The following is a 22,540-nucleotide window of genomic DNA, read 5'->3' as shown; positions in this document are numbered from 1 at the left end:
TTAAAGTTAATCGATAGAAGGCTGACGAATAAACAGAGTCGGTGAGACTCTTGTATAGTTTGCTGATGAAAATAGGGCTTGTGAGGCTTTATTTTCTTCTAATACCTTAGCTTCAATGGATAGTCTTGGGTGTAAGGTATCAATGTAATTAAGCGCTTCTTTAGCAAAACCTTTGCCCATATAAAGTGGATCTAGAAAAATTGAAAGAGTATAACGATTAGCTTTATTTTCATCTGACTGTTTATCTAAACGCAAAACGCCTATATCAGCTTCTGTTAATAATGATTTAATCATATAAAAGAAATGAGCTTTATCTTCGAGTTTGGCTTTCATCCATTGTTGATGTTCGCACCAAGTTGGAATCGATTTTATCAATGCATATTGTCGAGTTTGAGGTAACAATTGCCAATCATAAACTTGTTTTATATCTGAATTATTTGCCGCTCTTAATATCACTGCATTATTTTTTTTTGTTTCAAAGTCATTAATGCTGTGCACTACACGCTGTAAACCTAAACCATCACAGATAGCCAAATTTTTCAAATGCATGCTTTGCCATTGTTCGTGCATAGTTTGATAAGCAACGACTAAAAGCGTTTTAATTTCTGCGAGTTCAACTTTAATGGCCGCTCCTGCTTTAGTGAGTTGTTCACAGGTTGTTTTTTGATTATCAGCTAAAGGAATAATGATACTTGGAATGCCTAAGCAAGCTCTTTCCCATGAAGTGGTGCCGGGGGCACCTATTGCAAAGCTATGTTTAGACATTAATTCAGCCATATCCTCAACAAAGTTAATATGTTGGATCCAGTCTATATGTTGTTGGTAATATTCGCTAACGAGTTTGTAATGTGGTGCTCTTGGGCTTAATAAAACGGTCACTTTGGGTTTGTTTTTTAGCTTCGATAGAGCTTCTAATACTTTTAATGTTGCATTGGGTTGATCAACACCTCCCATGCTGAGTAAAACGGTGGGCGGAGTCGTATTTATTTTTGATTGTAATATTTTATTGCGAAGTTCAACAAACTTCGGAGTGATCAATGCAAAGTCTGAGCCTGTTAACACAAGGCTATTAGGATTTAATTTTTTATACTCTTGGGAGGTGCGTGCTAGAGTTTGATCTAAAATGATCTCTGCTTGATGTTGGCGAACGAGATCATCGATTACAAAAATCTGACAGGAAAAATGGCTTTTAATAAACCCTTCCCACTGTGCATTGATACCATAATGATCGACAATGATTAAATCTACATCTTCTATTTGTTGAATAAAACTCTGTGCATCATCCTGCCAACTAACTTGTAGCCAAGCTGCGTAATCACTACTGTTTTTGGGTTTTTTCCATTGCTTAGGTTTATTTAAGAGGTAAACATGGAATCCTTTTTTTTCAACAAACTCAATTAAATCACCTTGTTGAGAACGGGAAGCAAAACTAACTTGATGGCCTTGTGCTTTTAGTTTTTCTGCAAGTACAAGACATCGCATGATATGGCCACTGCCAATGTGTAGGGATGAGTCTGTGCGAATAACAATATTCATATTTTCACGGTATCCGTATCTATGCTTTTGTCACGCTGTATTTATAACAAACTAAATAAATGTTCAGCAAATTCCCAGTCTTCAAAAGTATCAATATCCTGGACTCTTTTTCTAGGTAATATTATCGCCTTTGAATGTGTTGCAAAAATAGCTTTACCTAATAAAAACGCGGACTTTTTTCCCCAGTAGAATTGACCCGCATCATGATAGCCTTGTTGTAAATCTTGAGAGCGTGTATTCGCATGCTCTGGTGAAAACATACTGACGGAACCTTCTTCACTTAATGCAATTGCACGTTGAATGGGAAATGAAAAAGCGGTTGCACTAAATGCGTATTCAACATCTGGTTGGGATAGTTTTTCCAACCCTTGTTGGATATCTTCAGATAAAAGAAAAGGAGCCGTTGGATAAATGCAACAGACATTATCTATTTGCCATTGTGCTGATTCACACCATGTAAGGGCATGTTGAATTACTGCTGTTGTGGTTGAGTGATCATCTGCAATCTCTAAAGGACGAATAAACGGTACTTCAGCGCCATACTTTATGGCAATATCTGCAATCTCTTGATCATCGGTCGAAACAATGATTTTATCAAAACAGTTAGATCTTTTTGCCGCTTCAATAGAATAGGCAATAATTGGCTTACCATGAAAAGGTTTGATGTTTTTTCTTGGAATGCGTTTACTGCCTCCTCGAGCAGGAATAATGGCTATATTCATAATAAAATCTGTTCTAATGTTTGGATGATATGATGTTGATCAGCTTCAGAAAGTTGAGCAAATAGTGGGATGCTAATTGCTTCTTTGTAATACTCTTCTGCAACAGGGAAATCACCCGCTTTGAATCCTAGTTTTTGATAATAAGGCTGTAAATGAACTGGGATATAATGAAGGTTTACTAATATTCCTGCGTCTCGTAATGCATTAAAAACGGTTTGGTGTGTTTTACTTATTTTATCAAGTTGTAAACGGATAATATAAAGATGCCATGAGGATTGTGTTGCATCTGATTGATAAGGGAGCGTTAATGGAAGCTTAGCCAGTTTTTCATCATATATAGCTGCTTTTGTCGCTCTATGTCCAACAAACTCATGCAAACGCTTTAATTGGCTTATTCCTAGCGCGGCATGTAATTCACTCATTCGGTAATTAAAGCCTAATTCAAGTTGTTGGTAATACCATTCGCCATGAGACTCTTCTGTCATTAAATTTGGATCTCGAGTAATGCCATGGGAGCGCAAAGATTGCATGTTTTGGGCAAGTTTAGGGCAATTGGTTGTCGCTATGCCTCCTTCTGCCGTTGTCACTATTTTGACAGGATGAAAGCTAAACACTGTTATATCACTAAACTTGCAACCACCAATGAAATCACCTTGGTAAGTTGCGCCAATTGCATGAGAGGCATCTTCAATGATTTTAAACCCATATTGAAGACTAAGCTGGTGGATTTTCAACATATCACAGGATTGCCCTGCTAAATGAACAGGAATAACAACTTTAGGAAGTTTGTTTTTTTCTGCCGCTTGTTTTAATTTTTTCTCTAGTGCAATCGTAGATAAATTATAAGTTGCAGGATCGATATCAACAAAGTCAATATCAGCTCCACAATATAAAGCACAATTTGCACTTGCTACAAAAGTAATTGGGCTTGTCCACACAATATCACCTTTGCCGGCGCCTAAAGCGAGGCAAGCAATATGCAATGCAGAAGTCGCTGAATTCACTGCAATGCTATGATCTACATTAACTATTTCATTAATCGTTTTTTCAAAAAGGGGAACCTGTGGTCCCTGTGTGAGGTAGTCAGATTTTAAAATATCGATAACCGCATCAATATCTTGCTGGTTAATATCCTGTCTACCGTAGGGGATCATTCTTCTGCTAACTCATTAAGTTTTAATAGTTCATTTGGGCTTAAAAAATGAGTATTAGTTTGTGAATTGTATTCATACCCGTGTTCAACAAGCGTGCCTTCTTCTCGAAGGTTATTAGCTGTGAAATCATTACTACGACTGAAAAATTTAATGGCTGGTGCGATAATAAAATGGTCATGATATTCATAAGTATGATAAGAATCGTCGGCAGGGCACATCACTTCATGTAATTTTTCACCTGGTCGAATGCCAACAATATTAACTTTAAGATCTGGCGCCATGGCTTTTGCTAAGTCCATAATTCGCATTGAAGGTATTTTAGGAACGAATATTTCGCCGCCTAGCATGCGAGAAAAGTTTTTTAATACAAAATCAACGCCATCTTGTAAGGTGATCCAAAAGCGTGTCATATTTTCATGGGTAACTGGTATTTCAGTCGCACCTTCTTTGATGAGTTTGTTAAAGAAAGGTACCACGCTGCCACGAGAGCCGACTACGTTCCCGTATCGCACAACAGAAAAAAGCGTTTGATGGCCACCTGACATATTATTAGCGGCAACAAATAACTTATCCGAGGCAAGTTTTGTCGCTCCATAAAGGTTAATTGGGTTAGCGGCTTTGTCCGTCGATAATGCAATGACTTTTTTAACATCATTAGCTAATGCGGCATGGATAACATTTTCAGCACCATTAATATTGGTTTTTATACATTCAGTAGGGTTGTATTCTGCAGCGGGAACTTGTTTTAATGCGGCTGCATGAATAACGTAATCTACTGAGCGCATCGCTTGTGTTAAGCGTTCTTTATCGCGTACATCACCAATAAAATAACGCATACAAGGGGCATTAAATTCCTGCTGCATTTCAAACTGTTTCAGTTCATCACGCGAGAAGATAATGATCTTTTTAGGATTGTAGCGTTCAAGTAATGTTTTGACATACTTTTTGCCAAAAGATCCAGTGCCACCTGTTATTAATATAGTTTGATTATTAAACATAATGACCTTTTATTTTGCTAAGCATTCATAATATATCGTTTATTTGTATGCGTTGATTTTGCTTTTGTTGCGTTGCATCTTTAATGACTGTGCTTTTAATTTTTTAGCATCAATGTCCGCGCGTTCTCGTAATTTTTCTACTAAATCGTCGAGTCGTTTAAGTTGTGTTATTTCTTCATTCAACTCTGCTTGTGAATATTTCTTTAAAAAATCTTTTAATTGGGCGGCAAAAAGATCTTGTTGTTGTTTGAAAGATTCATAGTCTTCTTCATCAAGTAAGATATTCAGTTCTTTTTCAAACTCAAAGATTTGTTCAAGTTTTGCTTTGATGTTATTCATTTAAGTCTCTGATATCGATACTTTTATCTATTATATTGCTGACGAATATCTTCAGGAATACCATCCCAGCCTGCTTTTATTTCAGTGATTAAAGAGGCCACCTCAGTTAAAGGCTCGGTAATATTTTTCATGTTTGATTTACTCACTTGCGAGATCATATAAGCATATAAATCATAAAGGTTAGAAGATAGTTCTCCACCTTTTTCCATATCTAAACTATCTTGCAGTTCACCTATTAACCCAATCACTTTATTGAGTGTTTTATTTCTAACTTCGATATCTTTTCTTTCAATTGCGCCTTTAGCGGCGGCTAAATTGCCTAAAATATGCTGCATAATTAACGAAATAAGCGTATGTGGATCAGCATTCTCAACTTGAGACAAACTTGTGTTTTGATATTTTCTGATTGATGAGCGAACCATATTCATTAAATTTCCTTTAACTAATTTTTTGCTGGATCTAATTTCAATTATTTTAGGTTAATTATTAAGTTTATCATTCAAGTACCAATATAATTGCTAGCTCGGTTTGAAATACATTAATAATAGTAATATAAAGATTATATGAGCAATATACATACCAAGCTTGTTTTAATGCAAGTAAGATCTAGCGATTGTTGTTTATCTTGCTGTTTATCTTCATGTTAACCTATGAATATGCGTCATATTTTGGTCATTGTCATGTTTTTGACGTTTTTGGGAATGCAATTACAAAAAATCTGATCTAATATACTCTTAGTTTAGTTTTATTTTATGAGTGTCTAATATATGCAACAACGTCCACCTATCTATTTAGTCTGTACCACGGCGCAAGAAACAGAAGTATTACAAACGGTTTTGCATTTTATAGGCGAAAGCTATCTAATTGTTAAGATTGAAAATCTTCAAGATAAAGTAAACGAGTTAAATCCTCTTTGTGTTATTTCAGGTAGTGAAAATAATAATTTCGATGAAGGACTTAAGCACTTTCCTAAAACTGCTTTTATCAGTTTGTCTGGCGAAGTTGCTTGTGTTGATAGTAACCATATCGGCGTACTTAATTTCCCTATTGTTTATTCCGAATTGACTCAGTTATTGCATATTTGCCAAGCATTCTTAAACCCTGCGCATAAATTAAGTAAAGTGAATAAATTTTTAATTTCTTCACTTGTGGGGAAAGGCTCTCGTATTCAAGAAATTCGCTATCTTATTGAACAAGTGGCAGACAGTAATGCGAATGTATTAATTCTTGGTGAGTCAGGTACGGGTAAAGAAGTCGTCGCTAGATCTATCCATGAAGTTTCTTCTCGAAATAAAGGTCCTTTTGTGCCAGTGAACTGTGGCGCTATTCCTGCTGAATTATTGGAAAGTGAATTATTTGGGCATGAAAAAGGTGCCTTTACAGGGGCTTTTGCTACACGTAAAGGACGCTTTGAATTAGCAGCTGGCGGCACTCTATTTTTAGATGAAATTGGTGATATGCCAATGCCAATGCAAGTTAAGTTATTACGTGTCTTACAAGAGAGAACCTTTGAGCGTGTCGGTGGCACTAAAGCACTGCAAGCCGATGTGCGTATTGTCGCGGCTACGCATCGCCATTTAGAAAGTATGATTGAAGAAGGCCATTTCCGCGAAGATCTGTTTTATCGATTAAACGTATTCCCAATTGAAAAACCTGCGCTACGTGAACGACAAGAAGATATTCCTCTTTTATTACAAGAACTACTGTCTCGATTGGAAGGTGAACATAAAGCAACTTTGCGCTTTACTCAACGCGCTTTAGATTCCTTAATGCAGCATGATTGGCCTGGTAATGTACGAGAACTTTCTAACTTATTAGAGCGTTTACTTATTTTACACAGTAATAAAATCATTGATGTTGCTGAACTGCCTATCAAATATCGTTATTTGGATGATCAGGGCGAAGCTGTAGAGCATATTCAGTATAACCCAGAAGAAGAAGCGATGATGGAGCGTGATGCTTTATCTGGTATGTTTGGTGATGCACCTGTTTTATCTGATGAAAGTGAAATTCAAGAAGAATCGGTTGGATTCTTAGGGCATTTGCCTGCTGAAGGAATGAATTTAAAAGATAAAATGGTTGAGTTTGAAATTGAAATGATCCGTCAAGCTATCGACTCGCAAGATGGTGTGGTATCACATGCCGCTGAATTATTATCGATGCGTCGTACTACTCTGGTCGAAAAAATGAAAAAATATGGATTGAATAAAGACGGTTAATTATTATTTATTCTAACCTTTACACCGCACAAATTCATGTGCGGTTTTTTTGTTTTTGGGGTGCCATTTTTATGGCGATTTGTTTTTATCTTGTTGTAATGTAATGGTTTTTTTGTTTTGGCATAGTAGATGCTTGGTTAGTGATATCTATATTAATTTTTAGGTGTTGCTATGACAACGAATCAACCAATTAACAATACTCCATTAGAAACTGAAAGTTATGCAGGAGAGCTTCAACAACTTCGCTCTCAAGCAAACTATATGGATCAGTTATATAAAGAATTACCTTCAGGACTGATTGTCATTGATGGTAATGGTATGGTTGCGCAGGCAAATCGCGTTGCAGTTCAACTTTTGGGTGAACCATTAGAAGAAATGCGTTGGAGTGATGTTATTAAACGTTCATTTGCCCCTAAAAATGATGATGGCCATGAGATATCTTTAAAGAATGGTCGTCGTATTCAATTATCTATTTCTTCTTTAGAGGGGCAGCCTGGCCAGTTAATCCTATTAACTGATTTAACCCATACTCGCCAGCTACAAGAAAATGTCGCTAAGTTAAAACGTTTATCTTCACTTGGAAAAATGGTGGCTTCATTGGCTCACCAAATCCGCACTCCTTTATCTGCCGCTATGCTTTACGGTGCTAATCTAGCAAATAAGACATTACATGAAAGTTCTCGCTCTCGCTTTCAAGGGAAATTGATGAACCGTTTGCAAGATCTAGAAACTCAAGTTAATGACATGTTGTTGTTTGCGAGAAGTGGCGAACAAAAAATAGTAGAAGAAGTTTCTGTTGCAACACTATTAGAAGAAGTCGAAGAGGCAAGTGATGCCATGATGATACAAGTTGAAGGGCAATTATATTGTCGATTACCTGATCCCGATTTATTTATCATGGCTAACAAAAATGCATTAACCAGTGCCATGACCAATCTTATTTCCAATGCCATTGAAGCAACAGGAAAGGGCGCTCAATTATTGATTAGCGCGGTACAGCGTTTACCAGATCAAATTGAAATCTCTGTGATGGACAACGGACCTGGTATTGATAAGCAACGCTTAGCTAAAGTAATGGAAGCTTTTTATACCACCAAATCACAAGGAACGGGTCTAGGACTTGCAGTTGTACAAAGTGTTGCTCAAGCACATAGTGGGACTGTTGAAGTTAAGTCTGAAGTGGGTAAAGGAAGTTGTTTCACATTAGTTTTACCGCTACATCGTGTTGGTGAATTGAGTCAAGAAAATGACGACTTAAGTCAAGCACAAGTAATAGGAGCTTAATATGTCACAAGGTAAATTATTAGTTGTTGAAGATGATGCAGGTTTACGTGAAGCCTTGATTGATACATTGTTATTAGCGGGCTATGACTGTCAAGAAGTAGACAGTGGTGAAGCTGCGTTAATCGCGCTTAACAAATCAACATTTGATTTAGTGATCAGTGATATTCAAATGGGGGGCATGACTGGCCTAACGTTATTGCAGAATATTAAAGATAAACACCCTGAAACGCCTGTTTTATTAATGACAGCTTATGCCACTATTGATGATGCTGTAAAAGCGATTCAAGATGGCGCTATTGATTATTTAGCTAAACCTTTTTCTCCAGAGGTCTTATTAAACCAAGTTAGTCGTTATGCGCCAGTGCATAAAGTCGCTTCTTGTACTCCTGTTTTTGGTGATGCAAGCACTGCTGCTTTATTCAAAATGGCAGATAAAGTTGCAGCTTCAGATGCTTCAGTAATGATTTCTGGCCCAAGTGGTTCTGGTAAAGAAGTGTTATCACGCTATCTACATGATAAATCACCACGTAAAGATGAAGCTTTTGTGGCGATTAACTGTGGTGCTATTCCCGATACCATGTTGGAATCGACTTTATTCGGTTATGAAAAAGGTGCATTTACTGGTGCTGTGCAAGCTTGTCCAGGTAAGTTCGAACAAGCTCAAAACGGCACTATTTTGCTCGATGAAATCACAGAGATGCCATTAGAGTTACAAGTTAAATTATTGCGTGTTTTACAAGAAAGAGAAGTTGAACGCTTAGGCTCTCGTAAAACCATTAAGTTAAATATTCGAGTATTAGCAACCAGTAACCGTGATTTGAAAAAAGCAGTTGATGCAGGGACTTTCCGTGAAGATTTATATTACCGATTAAATGTATTTCCATTACAGTGGTTACCATTACAACAACGTCAAGGAGATATTATTCCTTTAGCTGAGCATTTGTTGACTCGTCATGCAACGGAGCAATCTCTTGCTATCCCTTGTTTGTCAGAGACTGCAAAACAACGATTATCTCAGTATGCATGGCCAGGCAATGTACGTGAACTTGATAATGTAATGCAGCGTGCTTTGATCTTATCTAATAGCGATGTTATTGATTGTGATGCATTAATTTTAGAAGACCAACAGTTTGAGCATATTTTAAGTGCTCCTGATGAAGAGGTTCTTAGTGAAGAAACTGTTGTTCCTGAGACAATACAAACTTTTGAAAAAGTTAACAATGTAAATTCTGATACTGATGGGGTTACGCACGCTCAAGCAACGGACGCAACAACGGAAGCATTAGGGCAAGGCTTAAAACAACAAGAGCAAAAAATAATATTAGAGGCACTACAAACTTGTCGTGGCAAGCGAAAAGATGTCGCTGAGTTATTAGGTATTAGCCCTCGTACTTTACGCTACAAAATAGCGCGAATGAAAGATCAAGGTATTGCTTTGCCTGCTTAGTTTTATTTATTCGCATTGCATAAGCTTTACTTAAACCTTACTCTACATTTAATATTACGGCGTGAGTTTGATTGGCTCACGCTTAATTCCATTTCCTTTTTATCTATTTTCCAAAAGTTATTTTATGAATTTACGTTATAACAATGATGTATTAATTATAAATTATAGCTTGTAAGTAATAACTATTATCACTACAATTTCCGTGCTGATAATTACTCTTATTTATGGAAAAAAATATGTCTATCAAAAAAAATCTAACCGTACTTTTAGCTGGCGCGTCTGCATTAGCAAGTTCAATGGTCTATTCTGCTCAAGAAGTTAACGTATATTCTTACCGTCAACCTTTTCTGATTGAACCTATGATGAAAGAATTTACTGCTGAAACAGGCATAAAAGTAAATATCTTATTCGCTAAAAAAGGATTAATCGAGCGTATCAAGCGTGAAGGTAAATTATCAACTGCAGATTTAATGTTAACGTCAGATTTTAGCCGTTTAACTATGTTTACTGAAGATGGTTTAGCGCAACCGGTTAACAGTGATGTATTGAGTAAGAATATTCCTGCTCAATACCAAGGTGCTGAAAAACAATGGTTTGCATTAACAACTCGTGCTCGTAGCATCTACTCTTCTGTAGAGCGTGTTGGACCTGCGCCTAATGTGACTTATCAAGATCTTGCTTCTCCTGCTTTTAAAGGAAAAGTATGTATGCGTTCTGGTAAACATCCTTACAATGTTTCGTTACTAGCTTCTATTATTGCTCATGAAGGCGAAGCAAAAGCAAAAACTTGGTTAGAAGGTTTAAAAGCAAATCTAGCACGTAAACCACAAGGTAATGACCGTGCTCAAGTTAAAGCAGTAAAAGAAGGTTTATGTGATTACGCATTAACTAATAGCTACTACCTAGGTAAAATGTTAAATGATCCTAAACAAGTATCTTGGGCAGAGGCGGTTCATATTAACTTCCCTAATCAAGCGACAACAGGTACTCATGTTAATGTAAGTGGTGTTGCTTTAACTAAGTACTCGCCTAACAAAGAAAATGCTATCAAATTGATGGAATTCTTATCTGATGATGTTGCTCAGAAGATGTATGCTGAAATTAATTACGAATATCCTGTAAAAGAAAATGTACAAGCATCTAAATTAGTTGCATCATGGGGCAAATTTAAAGCAGACGACATTAAATTATCTGATGTAGCTGCTCAACATAAAGCTGCTATTAAGTTAATGGATGAAGTGAAATTTGATCTCTAAGTTTTTCAATTTATACAAGTTACTGCCTTGGGCGGTAACTTGTATTTTGTTATCCCCTGTTATTGCCATATTTTTAAGTGCTTCCATCAATGATGAAAGTGGTAACTTTCAACATCTTATCGATACCGTTTTATTCTCTTATATTAGTAATACTTTACTTCTTATTCTATGTGTGACCCTTATAAGTTTATTGATTGCAATGCCTTGTGCTTGGCTAGTTGCATGCTGTGAATTCCCTAGTCGTAAAATCTTGCAATGGGTGCTTATGCTACCACTTGCTATTCCTCCTTATATTATTGCCATTGTTTATACCGATTTGTTAGATTTTGCTGGACCAGTACAAAGGGCTTTACGGGCCGTTTTTAATTGGCAATCCGTTAACGATTATTATTTTCCAGATATACGCACCTTAATAGGTGCTTCTGTCATTTTAGCGTTAGCGTTATATCCGTATCTTTATTTATTATTACGTAGTGCTTTTTTGACTCAATCTGGCGTGCTTTTTCAAGCTGCAAGAACCCTCGGTTTATCTCCATTTAAAGCTTTTTGGCGTGTTTCTATACCACTTTCGCGTTCAGCAATGGCGGTAGGGATTTCATTGATTGCAATGGAAACCTTAGGAGATTTTGCGACGGTAAATTATTTTGCTGTTAGCACCTTAACCACTGCTGTTTATGATACTTGGTTGGAGCTTGGCAGTTTGAGTACTGCGGCAAAAGTATCTTCATTAATGTTATTAGCTTTAGTGATATTAATCTCGCTAGAGAGTTATAGCCGAAGAAAGCAACAGGTATATCAACGTAATGGTAGTGTACAAACAGAGCTGCGTTTTCTTTTAACGGGGTGGAAAAAATGGGCTGCACTTAGTTTTACTTGGGGTTTATTAAGTTTGGCGTTGTTTATCCCTCTTCTTACCTTGCTTTATTATGCTGGCCATTATTTTAAAGAATCGTTAAATGATGACTTAATGAGTTACACGCTTAATAGCTTATGGTTAGCTTTTTTAGTTGCATTCTTAGCGTTGTTGGTTGCTTTGATTGTTAACTTTTATCAACGTTTAAGTCCTAGTTTTGCTGCTAAATCAACCATTCGACTATCTTCATTAGGTTATGCTGTACCTGGTACTGTCGTCGCGATAGGGGTTTTAATTCCATTAACTAATATTGATTTATGGCTGAATGATTTATTTGTGGCACAAGGTTTTTCTTCATTAGGGTTGGTATTATCTGGCTCTTTGTTTATTTTAGTTTTAGGTTATCTTGTGCGTTTTAGTGCTATTGCGGTAGGCAGTGTTAATAGCAGTTTAGTTCAAGTTTCACCATCATTAGATTTAGCTTCTAGAACATTAGGTAAAAATGCAGCTAGAACTATTTGGTATGTTAATCTTCCTCTAATAAAGAAAGGGTTGTTAACCGCGTTTATTTTGGTCTTCATTGAAGCAATGAAAGAATTACCCGCCGCTTTATTATTACGACCATTTAATTTCGAAACATTAGCGACTTATGTCTATCAATTCGTTTCCGATGAGACGATAGAGTATGCTGCATTGCCTGCGTTAATGATTATTGCATTAGGTTTAATTCCTTTTATTGTGGTTAACCGTTTATTGGAGAAAAAGGTTTAATGAGTGCTTTAACTATTGAAAACTTAAGTTGTGCTTATCAAAAAAATACGGTTTTAGAGTCTCTTGATCTTGTCTTAAATGAGAATGAAATAGTTTGTTTATTGGGTGAAAGTGGTTGTGGTAAAACAACGTTATTAAGAGCGGTTGCCGGTTTGCAAACTGAATTAACAGGTAAAATAGCGATCCAACAAAAAGTACTTAATGATAGTGATGTTTTTATATCACCAGAATTAAGAAAGATTGGGCTTATTTTTCAAGATTATGCATTATTTCCACATCTTAATGTTTTTGATAATGTTGCATTTTCTTTAAGTCAGTTTTCAATCAAAGAGAAACAAATACGTGTTCAAGAAGCGCTTGATTTAGTTAAGCTGGCTGATTTAGGAGAACGCTTTCCTCATCAACTTTCTGGTGGTCAACAACAACGTATTGCGATTGCTAGAGCGATGGCATATCAACCTGATTTAATGCTTTTAGACGAACCTTTTTCAAATTTAGATCAACATGTAAGATTTCAACTCATTCATGAAATTCGAGAGTTGTTTAAACAACGCGAAATGAGCGCATTATTTGTTACGCATTCGAAAGAAGAAGGCTTTGCTTTTGCTGATCGCATTGCACTAATGCGAGCGGGTAAAATTATACAAATTGATACACCTCAGAATTTATATCAACGTCCCATTACACCTTATGTTGCCGACTTTATGGGACAAACGAATTATATTGAAGCTGAAGTTATCGACCAATACACTTATCAAACTTGTGTCGGCTTATTATCTAGCGACGAGATAATCAAGGAACCTCCTGGTCAAAAGCTACGTTTATTATTACGACCAGAACATTTAGCGTTAGCATCGAATAATAATGGCGAAGCAATGATCAAGCTGGTTGAGTTTCAAGGAGCGTTACAACAAATTACTGTTCATTTTAAAGGGCAAGATTTTGTTATTAGGCACAGTAACCATAATAGGGATTGTATTCAGTTCAATGTTGGAGACAAGGTGGATTTAAATATTTTAAATCATGATCTTATTACTTTTCCTCTTTAACCTATATTGTATGATTAAGCTGTTACGTATCAATGCATATAACAGCTTAATCAATTCAAATTAAAAGAAATACTTTACGATATACTCGGACTTAACTCTTCCATTAAACTCGCTTTTAAGCTCGCTTCTTGCTCTTTAGTTAACGAATCACCATCTTCCGTTGATACGATAAATAAATCCTCGGCACGTTCACCAATTGTGGTAATTTTGGCTGTATCTAATACCAATCCATGATCCACAAAAACGGTTCCTATATTCGCTAGAATACCTGGTGCGTCAAAGGCGACCACTTCAATTTGCGTACGTTTACGGCGCGTAGGTAAAAAGGTAATTTGTGGCTCAAATTTGAAAGGCTTTTTAACCCTTTCTAAACGAATAATATTTGAATTAACGACATCGGGCTCAAGCAATGAGTCAACAATCGCTTCGCGCAAGCGTTGTATTTTACCGTCATCAATATGCTCACCATCTTCTTCTAATACTGTAAAAGTACTTAATGAATAGTCATCGCGACTTGATAGGATTTTGGCATCATGCACGCTTAGCTTTTTATTATCGATTTCAGTTACCACCGATGAAAATAGCGCAGGCATATCTTTACGATAAACAAATATTTCACTGCCACCACGTGCATTTTGAGTGCTTATTAACACCAATGGCTTGCTGTGGTCTTCATGTTTTAATAAATGCTGTGTATGCCAACAAATCTGTGCAGACGTGTAACGGAAAAAATAATTGAGTTTAAAACGTTTCCATAACGGTCTAACTTGCTCTTCAGTGATCCCCAATCCCGCTAAAATATTTAATGCTTTAAATTGGCGGTCTCGAATACGGTCACGAATATCAGGCGGGTTTTCTAAACCGCGTCGTAACATGGTCAAGGTTTTATAGTAGGTGTCGCGTAATAAAGAGGCTTTCCAGCTATTCCATGTATCTTCATTGGTCGCGCAGATATCGGCAACAGTTAAGCAATATAATAGATTGAGATGCTTCTCATCACGAACCAGTTTTGCAAACTCAATGATTACATTTGGATCACTAATATCGCGACGCTGTGCGACTACTGACATATTTAAATGATGTTCAACTAACCAGGCAACGACTTTACTTTCATGGCGTGTTAAACCGTGTAATTCACAGAAAGCTAATGCATCTACTGCGCCTAAAGTTGAATGATCACCTTGTTGCCCTTTGGCAATATCATGGAAAATTGTCGCTAAAAATAATAATTCAGGTTTTTCTAAATCGTTATAAATTTCATGTGCTAAAGGGTGTTCAACTTTGCTGTTTGGATAATTGTAAATAAACTTAGCGAGTTTATGAGTATGTGCATCAACCGTATAAGCATGGAATAAATCAAATTGCATTTGCCCAACAATACGGCTCCATTGTGGTATGTAGGCTGCAAGAACACCATGCTCATGCATCAAGGTAAAAGGTAATCCCATGCCGCGAGGGTGTTTAATGATTTGCATAAATACAGCGCGACATTCTGGAATATTTTGTAACCAGTGCGTTAAACAACGTCGTGCTTCGCGCAAATCACGTAAAGTCGGTGAGTAAATGCCTCTAATACGAGGATCATCTGCGATATAAACAAAAAGTTGTAGCATTGACTCTGGATTATCTTGAAATAATCCTGGTGTAGTGAGTTCGATTTTGTTGCCGCGTATTTGGAAGTGGTCATCGATAACGTGAAATTGAGTGGGTACATTTCCTAAAATAGCTTCATCGAAATATTGTAATAACATTTCATTAAGCTCTTTAACGCGTCGTATGGTTTGATAGAACATTTTCATCATTTGTTCTATCGCTTCATTACGCTGTCCCGTATAACCTAATAATTTAGCGACATCACTTTGGAAATCAAATAATAAACGGTTATCAGGTCGATTTGTCACTGTATGAATGGCAAAACGTATGGTCCAAAGCTGAGATTGGCATTCGCTTATCTCATGATATTCACCTTGTGTAATATAACCATATGAAGTTAATTCTAATAAACTGTGCGCGTCAAAATGACGTTTAGAAATCCATGCGATAGTTTGAATGTCACGTAAACCGCCGCAACCATTTTTAATATCAGGTTCAAGGTTATAACCATCACCACGACAGTTTTTATGACGATCAAATTGCTCTTCTTTTTTAACTGTAAAAAATTTATCTGATGGCCAAAAATCTTTCTGAGCTAGAATACCTTGTAATTTCTCAAAGGTATTTTCATTACCGCGAATCAAGCGAGATTCAATCATGCTAGTGGCAACGGTAATATCTGCTTTACCTTGTTCTAAACAATCTTTAAGTGTGCGAACACTATTACCCACGTCTAATTTCAAATCCCAGAGCAGGGTGATCAATTGACCTATTTTCTCCTCTGATTCTTTACTAAAACCGTGATCTGATAGAATTAATAGATCAATATCAGATTTAGGATGTAATTCACCACGACCGTAACCACCAACAGCAAGGAGGCTTAGATCAAAACTTTCATTTAAACCGACAAGATCCCATAAACGCATTAATAATTCGTCAACATAACGAGCACGCATTTCGACTATTTTGTTGATATGTTTTTTGGCTTTAAATTGGTCTATTTGCCAGTCACCGAATTCTTGTAGATGTTGTTTAAGAAAAGGGATGGTTAAGTTTTCGTTTGGAATAGCTTGCGGGGAGTATTGTTCAAAGTTCATTTAAAGCCTCATAATGAAGCCTACAACGTTTTGATTAAGTTGTAGGCTGACATGTTTATGCTGGGTTAATAATGCGCTCAATGGTTTCTTCTGGACGCAATGTTAAAATTTCAACACCTGTTTCAGTTACTAATAATGTATGTTCCCATTGTGCTGATAATTTCTTATCTTTAGTGACAACCGTCCATTCATCTTTTAATACTTTACAGTCTCGTTTTCCTGCATTAAGCATAGGCTCGATAGTAAAACATTGGCCAGCTTTTAATACTTCGCCTGTGCCTTTTTTACCGTAATGCAATACTTGAGGTTCCTCGTGGAAACCTGCACCAATACCATGTCCACAATATTCACGAACAATAGAGTAATTATGGTTTTCTGCATGTTTTTGGATGGCTGCACCAATGTCGCCTAAACGAACGCCTGGCTTAACCATGTTAATCCCGATATATAAACATTCTTGAGCAACACGTGATAAACGTTCTGCTAAAATTGAAGCTTTACCAACCATAAACATCTTAGAGGTATCACCGTGGTAGCCGTCTTTAATAACAGTGATATCTATATTAATCGCATCGCCTTCTTTTAATGGCTTATCGTTAGGAATGCCGTGACAAACAACGTAATTTAATGAAGTACAAATTGATTTAGGAAAACCATGATAATTTAATGGAGCAGGGATTGCCTGTTGATCATTTACAATATAGTCATGACAAAGTTGGTTTAATTCGTTGGTTGTTACACCTTTTTGAATATGCGGTTCAATCATAGTTAATACGTCTGCAGCTAATTGGCCTGCAATGCGCATTTTTTCTATTTCTTCAGCAGTTTTAATGATTCCTGACATGTTATTTCTCTATACTTTGAATAAATTATCTATGCGTTAACTATAAAGAATTTTGAGTCTCGGTGCTAGGTAAAAAAGTAGTGGTAACAAGTCTCAAGAGAAAGTAGATAAAAGACAGTAAAAATTGTATCAATTAGCACGCTATTTATTGAGCTACGTAAGTAACTATGGTATAAAGCGCACCGAGATTGAATGATTAATTTTTTAGTCATCTTCTCAAATAATCAATATAATCATTTTGATGCATGTAATGCATTGAATAGTAAGGTTATATTAAAAAACAACACACACGCATCGACACGTCACTCGGGGTGCCTTTTTCTGTTTAAGAAATTAATGGTCGAGTGTATGGGATGTGTGGAGGCCTAACCCCTTAAGAGGAAATTCAAATGGCAACAGTATCAATGCGCGATATGCTACAAGCAGGCGTTCACTTCGGTCACCAAACTCGTTACTGGAACCCAAAAATGAAACCATTCATTTTTGGTGCTCGTAATAAAGTTCATATCATCAACCTTGAAAAAACAGTTCCTATGTTTAACCAAGCGCTTAACTTCCTAGAAGCTAAAGCATCTAAAAAAGGCAAAGTTCTTTTTGTTGGTACTAAACGTGCAGCTTCTGAAGCTGTTAAAGAAGCTGCTATTGCATGTGATCAATTCTACGTTGATCACCGCTGGTTAGGTGGTATGTTGACTAACTGGAAAACAGTTCGTCAATCGATCAAGCGTTTGAAAGATCTTGAAGTTCAAAGCCAAGACGGTACTTTTGACAAGTTAACTAAGAAAGAAGCGCTTATGCGTACTCGTGAATTAGAGAAACTTGAAAAAACACTTGGTGGTATCAAAAACATGGGTGGTATCCCAGATGTAATCTTCGTAATCGATGCCGATCACGAGCACATTGCAATTAAAGAAGCGAATAACCTAGGTATTCCAGTTATCGCTGTTGTAGATACTAACTCTTGCCCAGATAACATCGATTACATCGTACCTGGTAATGATGATGCTATCCGTGCAGTTAAGCTTTACTTAAGTGCAGCTGCTGAAGCTGTTAAAGAAGGCCGTACTGCAGAAGTAGTAGTAGCTGAAGGTTTTGTTGAAGAAGAATCAGCTGAGAAATAAGTTCTTCTAAATTAATAGAAGCTCTTATTAACCAATCATTGGTTGGTTATCAGGGGTCTATATGGCCCCTTTTTTTATAGAATTAAAATAGGAATTCAGACAATGGCTATTACAGCTCAGCAAGTTAAAGAACTTCGTGACCGCACAGCTGCGGGTATGATGGATTGTAAAAAAGCATTAGTGGAAGCGGATGGCGACATCGAGCTTGCAATTGAAAACATGCGTAAATCAGGTGCAATTAAAGCAGCTAAAAAAGCAGGCCGTATCGCTGCTGAAGGTGCTATCTTTGCAAAATCAAACGGAACAACTGCACTAATCATCGAAGTAAACTGTGAAACAGACTTCGTTGCTATGGATAAAAGCTTCTTAGCATTTGCTGAAAAAGTAGCTGATATCGCACTTGCAAACAAAGTAGATACAGTTGAAGCATTAAGCGCACTAGCATATGACGACGCTACAGTTGAAGACGCTCGTGCAACTTTAGTCGCTAAGATTGGTGAAAACATTTCTGTACGTCGTTTACAAATCGTTGAAGGTGAAAACCTTGGCGCTTACGTACACAGCCGTAAAATCGGTGTTATCTCTGTGCTAACTGGCGGCGACGCTGATTTAGCTAAAGATATCGCAATGCACGTTGCTGCAGCATCTCCTCAGTTCGTTAAGCCTGAAGATGTACCAGCAGAAGTTGTTGCTAAAGAAAAAGAAATTCAATTACAAATTGCAATCGACAGTGGTAAGCCTGCTGAAATTGCAGAAAAAATGGTAAGTGGTCGTATGGCTAAGTTTACTGGTGAAGTAAGCTTAACTGGTCAATCATTCATCAAAGATCCTTCAATGTCTGTTGCTAAACTTCTTAAAGGTGCAAATGCAGATGTTGTTTCTTTCATTCGCTTAGAAGTAGGTGAAGGGATTGAGAAGAAAGAAGAAGATTTTGCTGCTGAAGTTGCTGCTACTATGGCCGCTGCTAAGTAATGATCTTTAAAAACAATGACTAATGTTTTTGAACGTTAATCTGTTGTAAAAATGAACCGCGGCATAGCTGCGGTTCTTTTACATTTATAACTCAATGAATTTGTTCGTTTTTAAACCTATTTTTTAAACTGTTTTTTGATAATCAATTTAAAAAATCGGTATTATTTCAACTTGAGGAATGGAATTATGAGTACTAACCCTAAATCTGCTTATCGTCGTATTTTATTAAAATTGAGTGGTGAAGCCCTCGTTGGTGAAGAAGGGTTTGGTATTGACCCGAAAGTACTGGATCGCATGGCATTAGAGATTAAATCTTTAATCGAATCTGGCGTACAAGTTGGTTTAGTCATTGGTGGTGGTAATATTTTCCGTGGCGCAGGTCTTGCTCAAGCAGGTATGAATCGCGTTGTTGGTGACCATATGGGGATGCTAGCAACGGTGATGAATGGTTTAGCAATGCGCGATGCATTACACCGTTCACACGTTAATTCTCGCCTAATGTCTGCTATTCCTTTAAACGGTGTTTGTGACGATTATAACTGGGCTGAAGCGATTAAATACTTAAAGCTAGGTACTGTTGTTATTTTTGCTGCTGGTACTGGTAACCCATTCTTTACTACCGATTCTGCAGCTTGTTTGCGTGGTATCGAAATAGAAGCTGATGCGGTTTTAAAAGGGACTAAAGTAGATGGTGTTTACGATGCCGATCCTGTGAAAAATCCAGATGCTAAATTATACAGTGTATTAGATTACCAAACGGTATTAGAAAAAGAATTACAAGTGATGGATTTAGCTGCTTTTACTTTGGCGCGTGACCATAGCTTACCAATTCGTGTATTTAATATGAACAAACCCGGCGCATTAAGCCGTGTTGTATTAGGTGGTGATGAAGGAACAACGATCACCCATTCTGAAGAAAATATTTAATTATTATTAGATAATTAATTTTAAAAATTAGTTAGTCAAACATGTAACTATCAATGTATTGTTATTAAAAAGTGTAACAACCTTGATAATGATTTAATAAGTTAGGAAATAGATATGATCAACGAAATCAAAGATGATGCTCAAACTCGCATGAACAAAAGCATTGAATCATTTAAAAACCAATTAGCTAAAGTACGTACAGGCCGTGCTCACCCAAGTTTACTTGATGGTATTATGGTACCTTATTACGGTTCAAATACGCCTTTGCGTCAAGTGGGTAATGTTTCTACTGAAGATGCTCGCACTTTAACTATCACTGTGTTTGATGCAACATTAATTGCTGCTGTTGAAAAAGCGATTATGGGATCTAACTTAGGTTTAAACCCAATGTCAGCCGGTACTGTTATCCGTATTCCATTACCTCCACTAACTGAAGAGCGTCGTAAAGATTTAATTAAAGTGGTTCGCGGCGAAGCTGAAAATACACGTGTAGCCATTCGTAATATTCGTCGTGATGCAAATGGTGATCTTAAAGAGCTTGAAAAAGAAAAAGAGATTAGCGAAGACCAACAACGTCAAGGTGAAGAGCTAGTTCAAAAAGCAACAAATGAAAGCATCAAGAAAGTTGATGAAGTATTAGCAGTTAAAGAAGCTGAATTATTAGAAGTTTAATCTTCTTCTGCGTGTCGTTTTATTTAACACACGTAATTTTTTAACTCTTTTTTCAAGGATTATTGTGACCTTAGATACATCTGACACTAAGTTGCTAAAGCACGTTGCTATCATCATGGATGGCAACGGTCGCTGGTCTGAGCAAAAAGGGAAACACCGTGTTTTTGGTCATAAACACGGTGTTAAAGCATTACGTAAAGCCATTGTGTTTGCTGCGGAACAAAAAATACAAGCATTAACTATTTTTGCTTTTAGTAGTGAGAATTGGAAGCGTCCAGAAGAAGAAGTCAATATGCTTATGGAGTTGTTTTTTACTGTGCTAGGTGGCGAAGTGAAAACACTGCATAAAAATAATATTAAACTCAATATTATTGGTGATATTGCGAGCTTTAGTGACCGCCTACAAAAAAAAATACATGCTGCGCATTTATTAACTGCAAATAATACGGGTTTAGCGTTAAATGTAGCTGCGAATTACGGCGGTCGTTGGGATATCACTAACGCAACTCGTCAAATTGCTCAACAAGCAGTTGATGGCTCCTTAAATGTAGAAGATATTAACGAAGCATTATTAACACAAACATTATCATTATCTGAGTTACCTGATATTGATCTAATGATTCGTACAGGTGGTGACTACCGCATTAGTAACTTTTTACTATGGCAATTAGCTTATGCGGAATTATATTTTACGGATACATTGTGGCCAGACTTTGATGCTCAATCATTTCAATTAGCGGTAGATGCTTTTAAAAGTAAAGAGCGGCGGTTTGGACAAACCAGTGCACAAATAACTAGCTAGTTTTTATATAATAGATATAACGGGATTTTCTGTGAAACAACGAATTATCACTGCGCTTGTATTAGCGCCACTAGCTATTTCGGCTATTTTCTTTTTACCTCTTAAATTTTTTATGCTGTTTGGTGCAGCTATCTTTTTACTTGCAAGTAAAGAGTGGGCTGGATTTGTAAGTAAAACACCTTCGTTTTCCACTATTTATGTGTTTGGTTTGTTTTTAGGTGCAACTTTAATGTTGATGCCTGTTGGTGTTATTTGGGATGGTGCCTTACCTAATCAATATATTATTTCTGGATTAACCGTCGCTAATGTTTGGTGGTGTGTTGCATTGATCTTGGTGGTACGTTACCCAAAATCAGCAACTTTATGGCAATCAAGCAAGTTCATTAAAAGTATTTTTGGTTTATTAACCTTGGTGCCATTTTTCTGGGGATTAGTTATTTTACGCTCAGTGAATATGCATCATGATTTTTATTTTGGCGCTGAGTTATTAATGTATGTTTTCCTATTAGTATGGGCAGCTGATACAGGTGCTTACTTTGCAGGTAAAAATTTTGGTAAGCATAAATTAGCTCCTAATGTGAGTCCAGGTAAAACCATTGAAGGTTTCTTGGGCGGTTTGTTAAGTGCAATGGTTGTGGTTTATTTTGCTGTCGATTTCTTTGCTATATCTGACGACAAAATCGCGCTGTTTTTTGCCGCTTCAATTATTACCACATTGGTTTCTGCTTTGGGTGATTTAACTGAAAGTATATTTAAACGAGAAGCTGGATTAAAAGATAGCGGTAATTTATTGCCAGGACATGGTGGTATATTAGATCGTATCGATAGCTTAACTGCCGCCGTTCCTGTCTTTGCGCTGATTTACATTTACTGGTTGATCTAGT

20 protein-coding genes are annotated in these 22,540 nt (G+C 36.8%); 12 read left to right on the top strand and 8 right to left on the bottom strand.

The window, feature by feature from the left end:
* Window positions 1–6: 6 nt before the first annotated feature.
* Genes pseG through fliS form a run of 6 tightly spaced genes read right to left on the bottom strand, consistent with a single transcriptional unit; the run spans window position 7 to window position 5,177 of the window.
* Window positions 7–1,536 (bottom strand): UDP-2,4-diacetamido-2,4,6-trideoxy-beta-L-altropyranose hydrolase, encoded by a 1,530-nt coding sequence (pseG, locus tag E2R67_RS06450; RefSeq protein WP_134290112.1) that lies wholly within the window; start codon window positions 1,534–1,536, stop codon window positions 7–9.
* Between the two features lie 41 nt (window positions 1,537–1,577).
* Window positions 1,578–2,258, bottom strand: a complete 681-nt coding sequence (pseF, locus tag E2R67_RS06445; RefSeq protein ID WP_134290111.1) for a pseudaminic acid cytidylyltransferase — start codon at window positions 2,256–2,258, stop codon at window positions 1,578–1,580.
* Window positions 2,255–3,412, bottom strand: coding sequence for a UDP-4-amino-4,6-dideoxy-N-acetyl-beta-L-altrosamine transaminase (pseC, locus tag E2R67_RS06440; protein ID WP_134290110.1), 1,158 nt, complete (start codon window positions 3,410–3,412; stop codon window positions 2,255–2,257). The genes pseF and pseC overlap by 4 nt, the downstream gene beginning before the upstream one ends.
* A complete protein-coding gene (gene pseB, locus E2R67_RS06435; RefSeq protein ID WP_134290109.1) occupies window positions 3,409–4,410 on the bottom strand; it encodes a UDP-N-acetylglucosamine 4,6-dehydratase (inverting) in 1,002 nt (333 codons plus the stop codon). The genes pseC and pseB overlap by 4 nt, the downstream gene beginning before the upstream one ends.
* A 39-nt stretch (window positions 4,411–4,449) precedes the next feature.
* Window positions 4,450–4,749 carry a hypothetical protein gene (locus E2R67_RS06430; RefSeq protein WP_134290108.1) on the bottom strand — a complete coding sequence of 100 codons (300 nt, stop codon included), beginning with the start codon at window positions 4,747–4,749 and terminating at the stop codon, window positions 4,450–4,452.
* 23 nt (window positions 4,750–4,772) lie between these two features.
* Window positions 4,773–5,177, bottom strand: coding sequence for a flagellar export chaperone FliS (gene fliS / locus E2R67_RS06425; protein WP_243836969.1), 405 nt, complete (start codon window positions 5,175–5,177; stop codon window positions 4,773–4,775).
* Window positions 5,178–5,516: 339 nt separating this feature from the next.
* On the opposite strand from fliS, the gene E2R67_RS06420 reads away from it, so the two are divergent.
* The 6 genes from E2R67_RS06420 (at window position 5,517) to E2R67_RS06395 (ending at window position 13,628) form a co-directional block, all read left to right on the top strand.
* Window positions 5,517–6,968 carry a sigma-54 dependent transcriptional regulator gene (locus E2R67_RS06420; RefSeq protein WP_134290107.1) on the top strand — a complete coding sequence of 484 codons (1,452 nt, stop codon included), beginning with the start codon at window positions 5,517–5,519 and terminating at the stop codon, window positions 6,966–6,968.
* Window positions 6,969–7,139: 171 nt separating this feature from the next.
* Complete coding sequence (locus E2R67_RS06415) at window positions 7,140–8,252, top strand: sensor histidine kinase (protein ID WP_134290106.1); 1,113 nt, start codon at window positions 7,140–7,142, stop codon at window positions 8,250–8,252.
* Window position 8,253: 1 nt separating this feature from the next.
* Complete coding sequence (locus E2R67_RS06410; RefSeq protein ID WP_134290105.1) at window positions 8,254–9,699, top strand: sigma-54-dependent transcriptional regulator; 1,446 nt, start codon at window positions 8,254–8,256, stop codon at window positions 9,697–9,699.
* 236 nt (window positions 9,700–9,935) lie between these two features.
* On the top strand, window positions 9,936–10,955 hold the full coding sequence (locus E2R67_RS06405) for a Fe(3+) ABC transporter substrate-binding protein (RefSeq protein ID WP_134290104.1): 1,020 nt from the start codon (window positions 9,936–9,938) through the stop codon (window positions 10,953–10,955).
* On the top strand, window positions 10,945–12,579 hold the full coding sequence (locus E2R67_RS06400; protein ID WP_134290103.1) for an ABC transporter permease: 1,635 nt from the start codon (window positions 10,945–10,947) through the stop codon (window positions 12,577–12,579). The genes E2R67_RS06405 and E2R67_RS06400 overlap by 11 nt, the downstream gene beginning before the upstream one ends.
* Entirely contained in the window at window positions 12,579–13,628 is a 1,050-nt protein-coding gene (locus E2R67_RS06395; protein ID WP_134290102.1) for an ABC transporter ATP-binding protein, read from the top strand. Before E2R67_RS06400 ends, E2R67_RS06395 begins: the two co-directional genes overlap by 1 nt.
* A 74-nt stretch (window positions 13,629–13,702) precedes the next feature.
* Here E2R67_RS06395 and glnD read toward each other — a convergent pair whose 3' ends face one another.
* Together glnD and map are read right to left on the bottom strand one after the other, a co-directional pair.
* Window positions 13,703–16,318, bottom strand: a complete 2,616-nt coding sequence (gene glnD, locus E2R67_RS06390; RefSeq protein ID WP_134290101.1) for a [protein-PII] uridylyltransferase — start codon at window positions 16,316–16,318, stop codon at window positions 13,703–13,705.
* A gap of 55 nt (window positions 16,319–16,373) precedes the next feature.
* Window positions 16,374–17,162, bottom strand: a complete 789-nt coding sequence (gene map / locus E2R67_RS06385; protein ID WP_134290100.1) for a type I methionyl aminopeptidase — start codon at window positions 17,160–17,162, stop codon at window positions 16,374–16,376.
* 389 nt (window positions 17,163–17,551) lie between these two features.
* Here map and rpsB point away from each other — a divergent pair, with 389 nt between their 5' ends.
* From rpsB to E2R67_RS06355, 6 genes are all read left to right on the top strand, one after another.
* Entirely contained in the window at window positions 17,552–18,283 is a 732-nt protein-coding gene (rpsB, locus tag E2R67_RS06380; RefSeq protein ID WP_134290099.1) for a 30S ribosomal protein S2, read from the top strand.
* A 102-nt stretch (window positions 18,284–18,385) separates the two neighbouring features.
* Window positions 18,386–19,255, top strand: coding sequence for a translation elongation factor Ts (gene tsf, locus E2R67_RS06375; protein WP_134290098.1), 870 nt, complete (start codon window positions 18,386–18,388; stop codon window positions 19,253–19,255).
* Window positions 19,256–19,441: 186 nt separating this feature from the next.
* The gene (pyrH, locus tag E2R67_RS06370) at window positions 19,442–20,182 is read left to right on the top strand and encodes a UMP kinase (RefSeq protein WP_134290097.1); all 741 of its coding nucleotides are present in this window, start codon (window positions 19,442–19,444) and stop codon (window positions 20,180–20,182) included.
* A 114-nt stretch (window positions 20,183–20,296) separates the two neighbouring features.
* Window positions 20,297–20,854 carry a ribosome recycling factor gene (frr, locus tag E2R67_RS06365; protein ID WP_134290096.1) on the top strand — a complete coding sequence of 186 codons (558 nt, stop codon included), beginning with the start codon at window positions 20,297–20,299 and terminating at the stop codon, window positions 20,852–20,854.
* A 115-nt stretch (window positions 20,855–20,969) separates the two neighbouring features.
* Window positions 20,970–21,656, top strand: a complete 687-nt coding sequence (uppS, locus tag E2R67_RS06360) for a polyprenyl diphosphate synthase (protein WP_243836973.1) — start codon at window positions 20,970–20,972, stop codon at window positions 21,654–21,656.
* A 31-nt stretch (window positions 21,657–21,687) separates the two neighbouring features.
* Window positions 21,688–22,539 (top strand): phosphatidate cytidylyltransferase, encoded by an 852-nt coding sequence (locus E2R67_RS06355; protein ID WP_134290094.1) that lies wholly within the window; start codon window positions 21,688–21,690, stop codon window positions 22,537–22,539.
* Window position 22,540 lies beyond the last annotated feature (1 nt).

The sequence above is a fragment of the Psychromonas algicola genome, assembly GCF_004378355.1.
GTDB lineage: Bacteria > Pseudomonadota > Gammaproteobacteria > Enterobacterales > Psychromonadaceae > Psychromonas.
This window is presented reverse-complemented; position numbering and strand designations above follow the sequence as displayed.

Excerpts from the sequence above, each read along its gene's own strand:
- pseC (WP_134290110.1), bottom strand. The coding sequence starts at position 3,412 with ATGATCCCCTACGGTAGACAGGATATTAACCAGCAAGATATTGATGCG.
- E2R67_RS06410 (WP_134290105.1), top strand. The coding sequence starts at position 8,254 with ATGTCACAAGGTAAATTATTAGTTGTTGAAGATGATGCAGGTTTACGT.
- glnD (WP_134290101.1), bottom strand. The coding sequence starts at position 16,318 with ATGAACTTTGAACAATACTCCCCGCAAGCTATTCCAAACGAAAACTTA.
- pseG (WP_134290112.1), bottom strand. The coding sequence starts at position 1,536 with ATGAATATTGTTATTCGCACAGACTCATCCCTACACATTGGCAGTGGC.
- E2R67_RS06415 (WP_134290106.1), top strand. The coding sequence starts at position 7,140 with ATGACAACGAATCAACCAATTAACAATACTCCATTAGAAACTGAAAGT.
- tsf (WP_134290098.1), top strand. The coding sequence starts at position 18,386 with ATGGCTATTACAGCTCAGCAAGTTAAAGAACTTCGTGACCGCACAGCT.
- uppS (WP_243836973.1), top strand. The coding sequence starts at position 20,970 with ATGGATGGCAACGGTCGCTGGTCTGAGCAAAAAGGGAAACACCGTGTT.
- E2R67_RS06395 (WP_134290102.1), top strand. The coding sequence starts at position 12,579 with ATGAGTGCTTTAACTATTGAAAACTTAAGTTGTGCTTATCAAAAAAAT.
- pyrH (WP_134290097.1), top strand. The coding sequence starts at position 19,442 with ATGAGTACTAACCCTAAATCTGCTTATCGTCGTATTTTATTAAAATTG.
- frr (WP_134290096.1), top strand. The coding sequence starts at position 20,297 with ATGATCAACGAAATCAAAGATGATGCTCAAACTCGCATGAACAAAAGC.
- E2R67_RS06430 (WP_134290108.1), bottom strand. The coding sequence starts at position 4,749 with ATGAATAACATCAAAGCAAAACTTGAACAAATCTTTGAGTTTGAAAAA.
- pseF (WP_134290111.1), bottom strand. The coding sequence starts at position 2,258 with ATGAATATAGCCATTATTCCTGCTCGAGGAGGCAGTAAACGCATTCCA.
- map (WP_134290100.1), bottom strand. The coding sequence starts at position 17,162 with ATGTCAGGAATCATTAAAACTGCTGAAGAAATAGAAAAAATGCGCATT.
- E2R67_RS06405 (WP_134290104.1), top strand. The coding sequence starts at position 9,936 with ATGTCTATCAAAAAAAATCTAACCGTACTTTTAGCTGGCGCGTCTGCA.
- fliS (WP_243836969.1), bottom strand. The coding sequence starts at position 5,177 with ATGAATATGGTTCGCTCATCAATCAGAAAATATCAAAACACAAGTTTG.
- pseB (WP_134290109.1), bottom strand. The coding sequence starts at position 4,410 with ATGTTTAATAATCAAACTATATTAATAACAGGTGGCACTGGATCTTTT.
- E2R67_RS06420 (WP_134290107.1), top strand. The coding sequence starts at position 5,517 with ATGCAACAACGTCCACCTATCTATTTAGTCTGTACCACGGCGCAAGAA.
- rpsB (WP_134290099.1), top strand. The coding sequence starts at position 17,552 with ATGGCAACAGTATCAATGCGCGATATGCTACAAGCAGGCGTTCACTTC.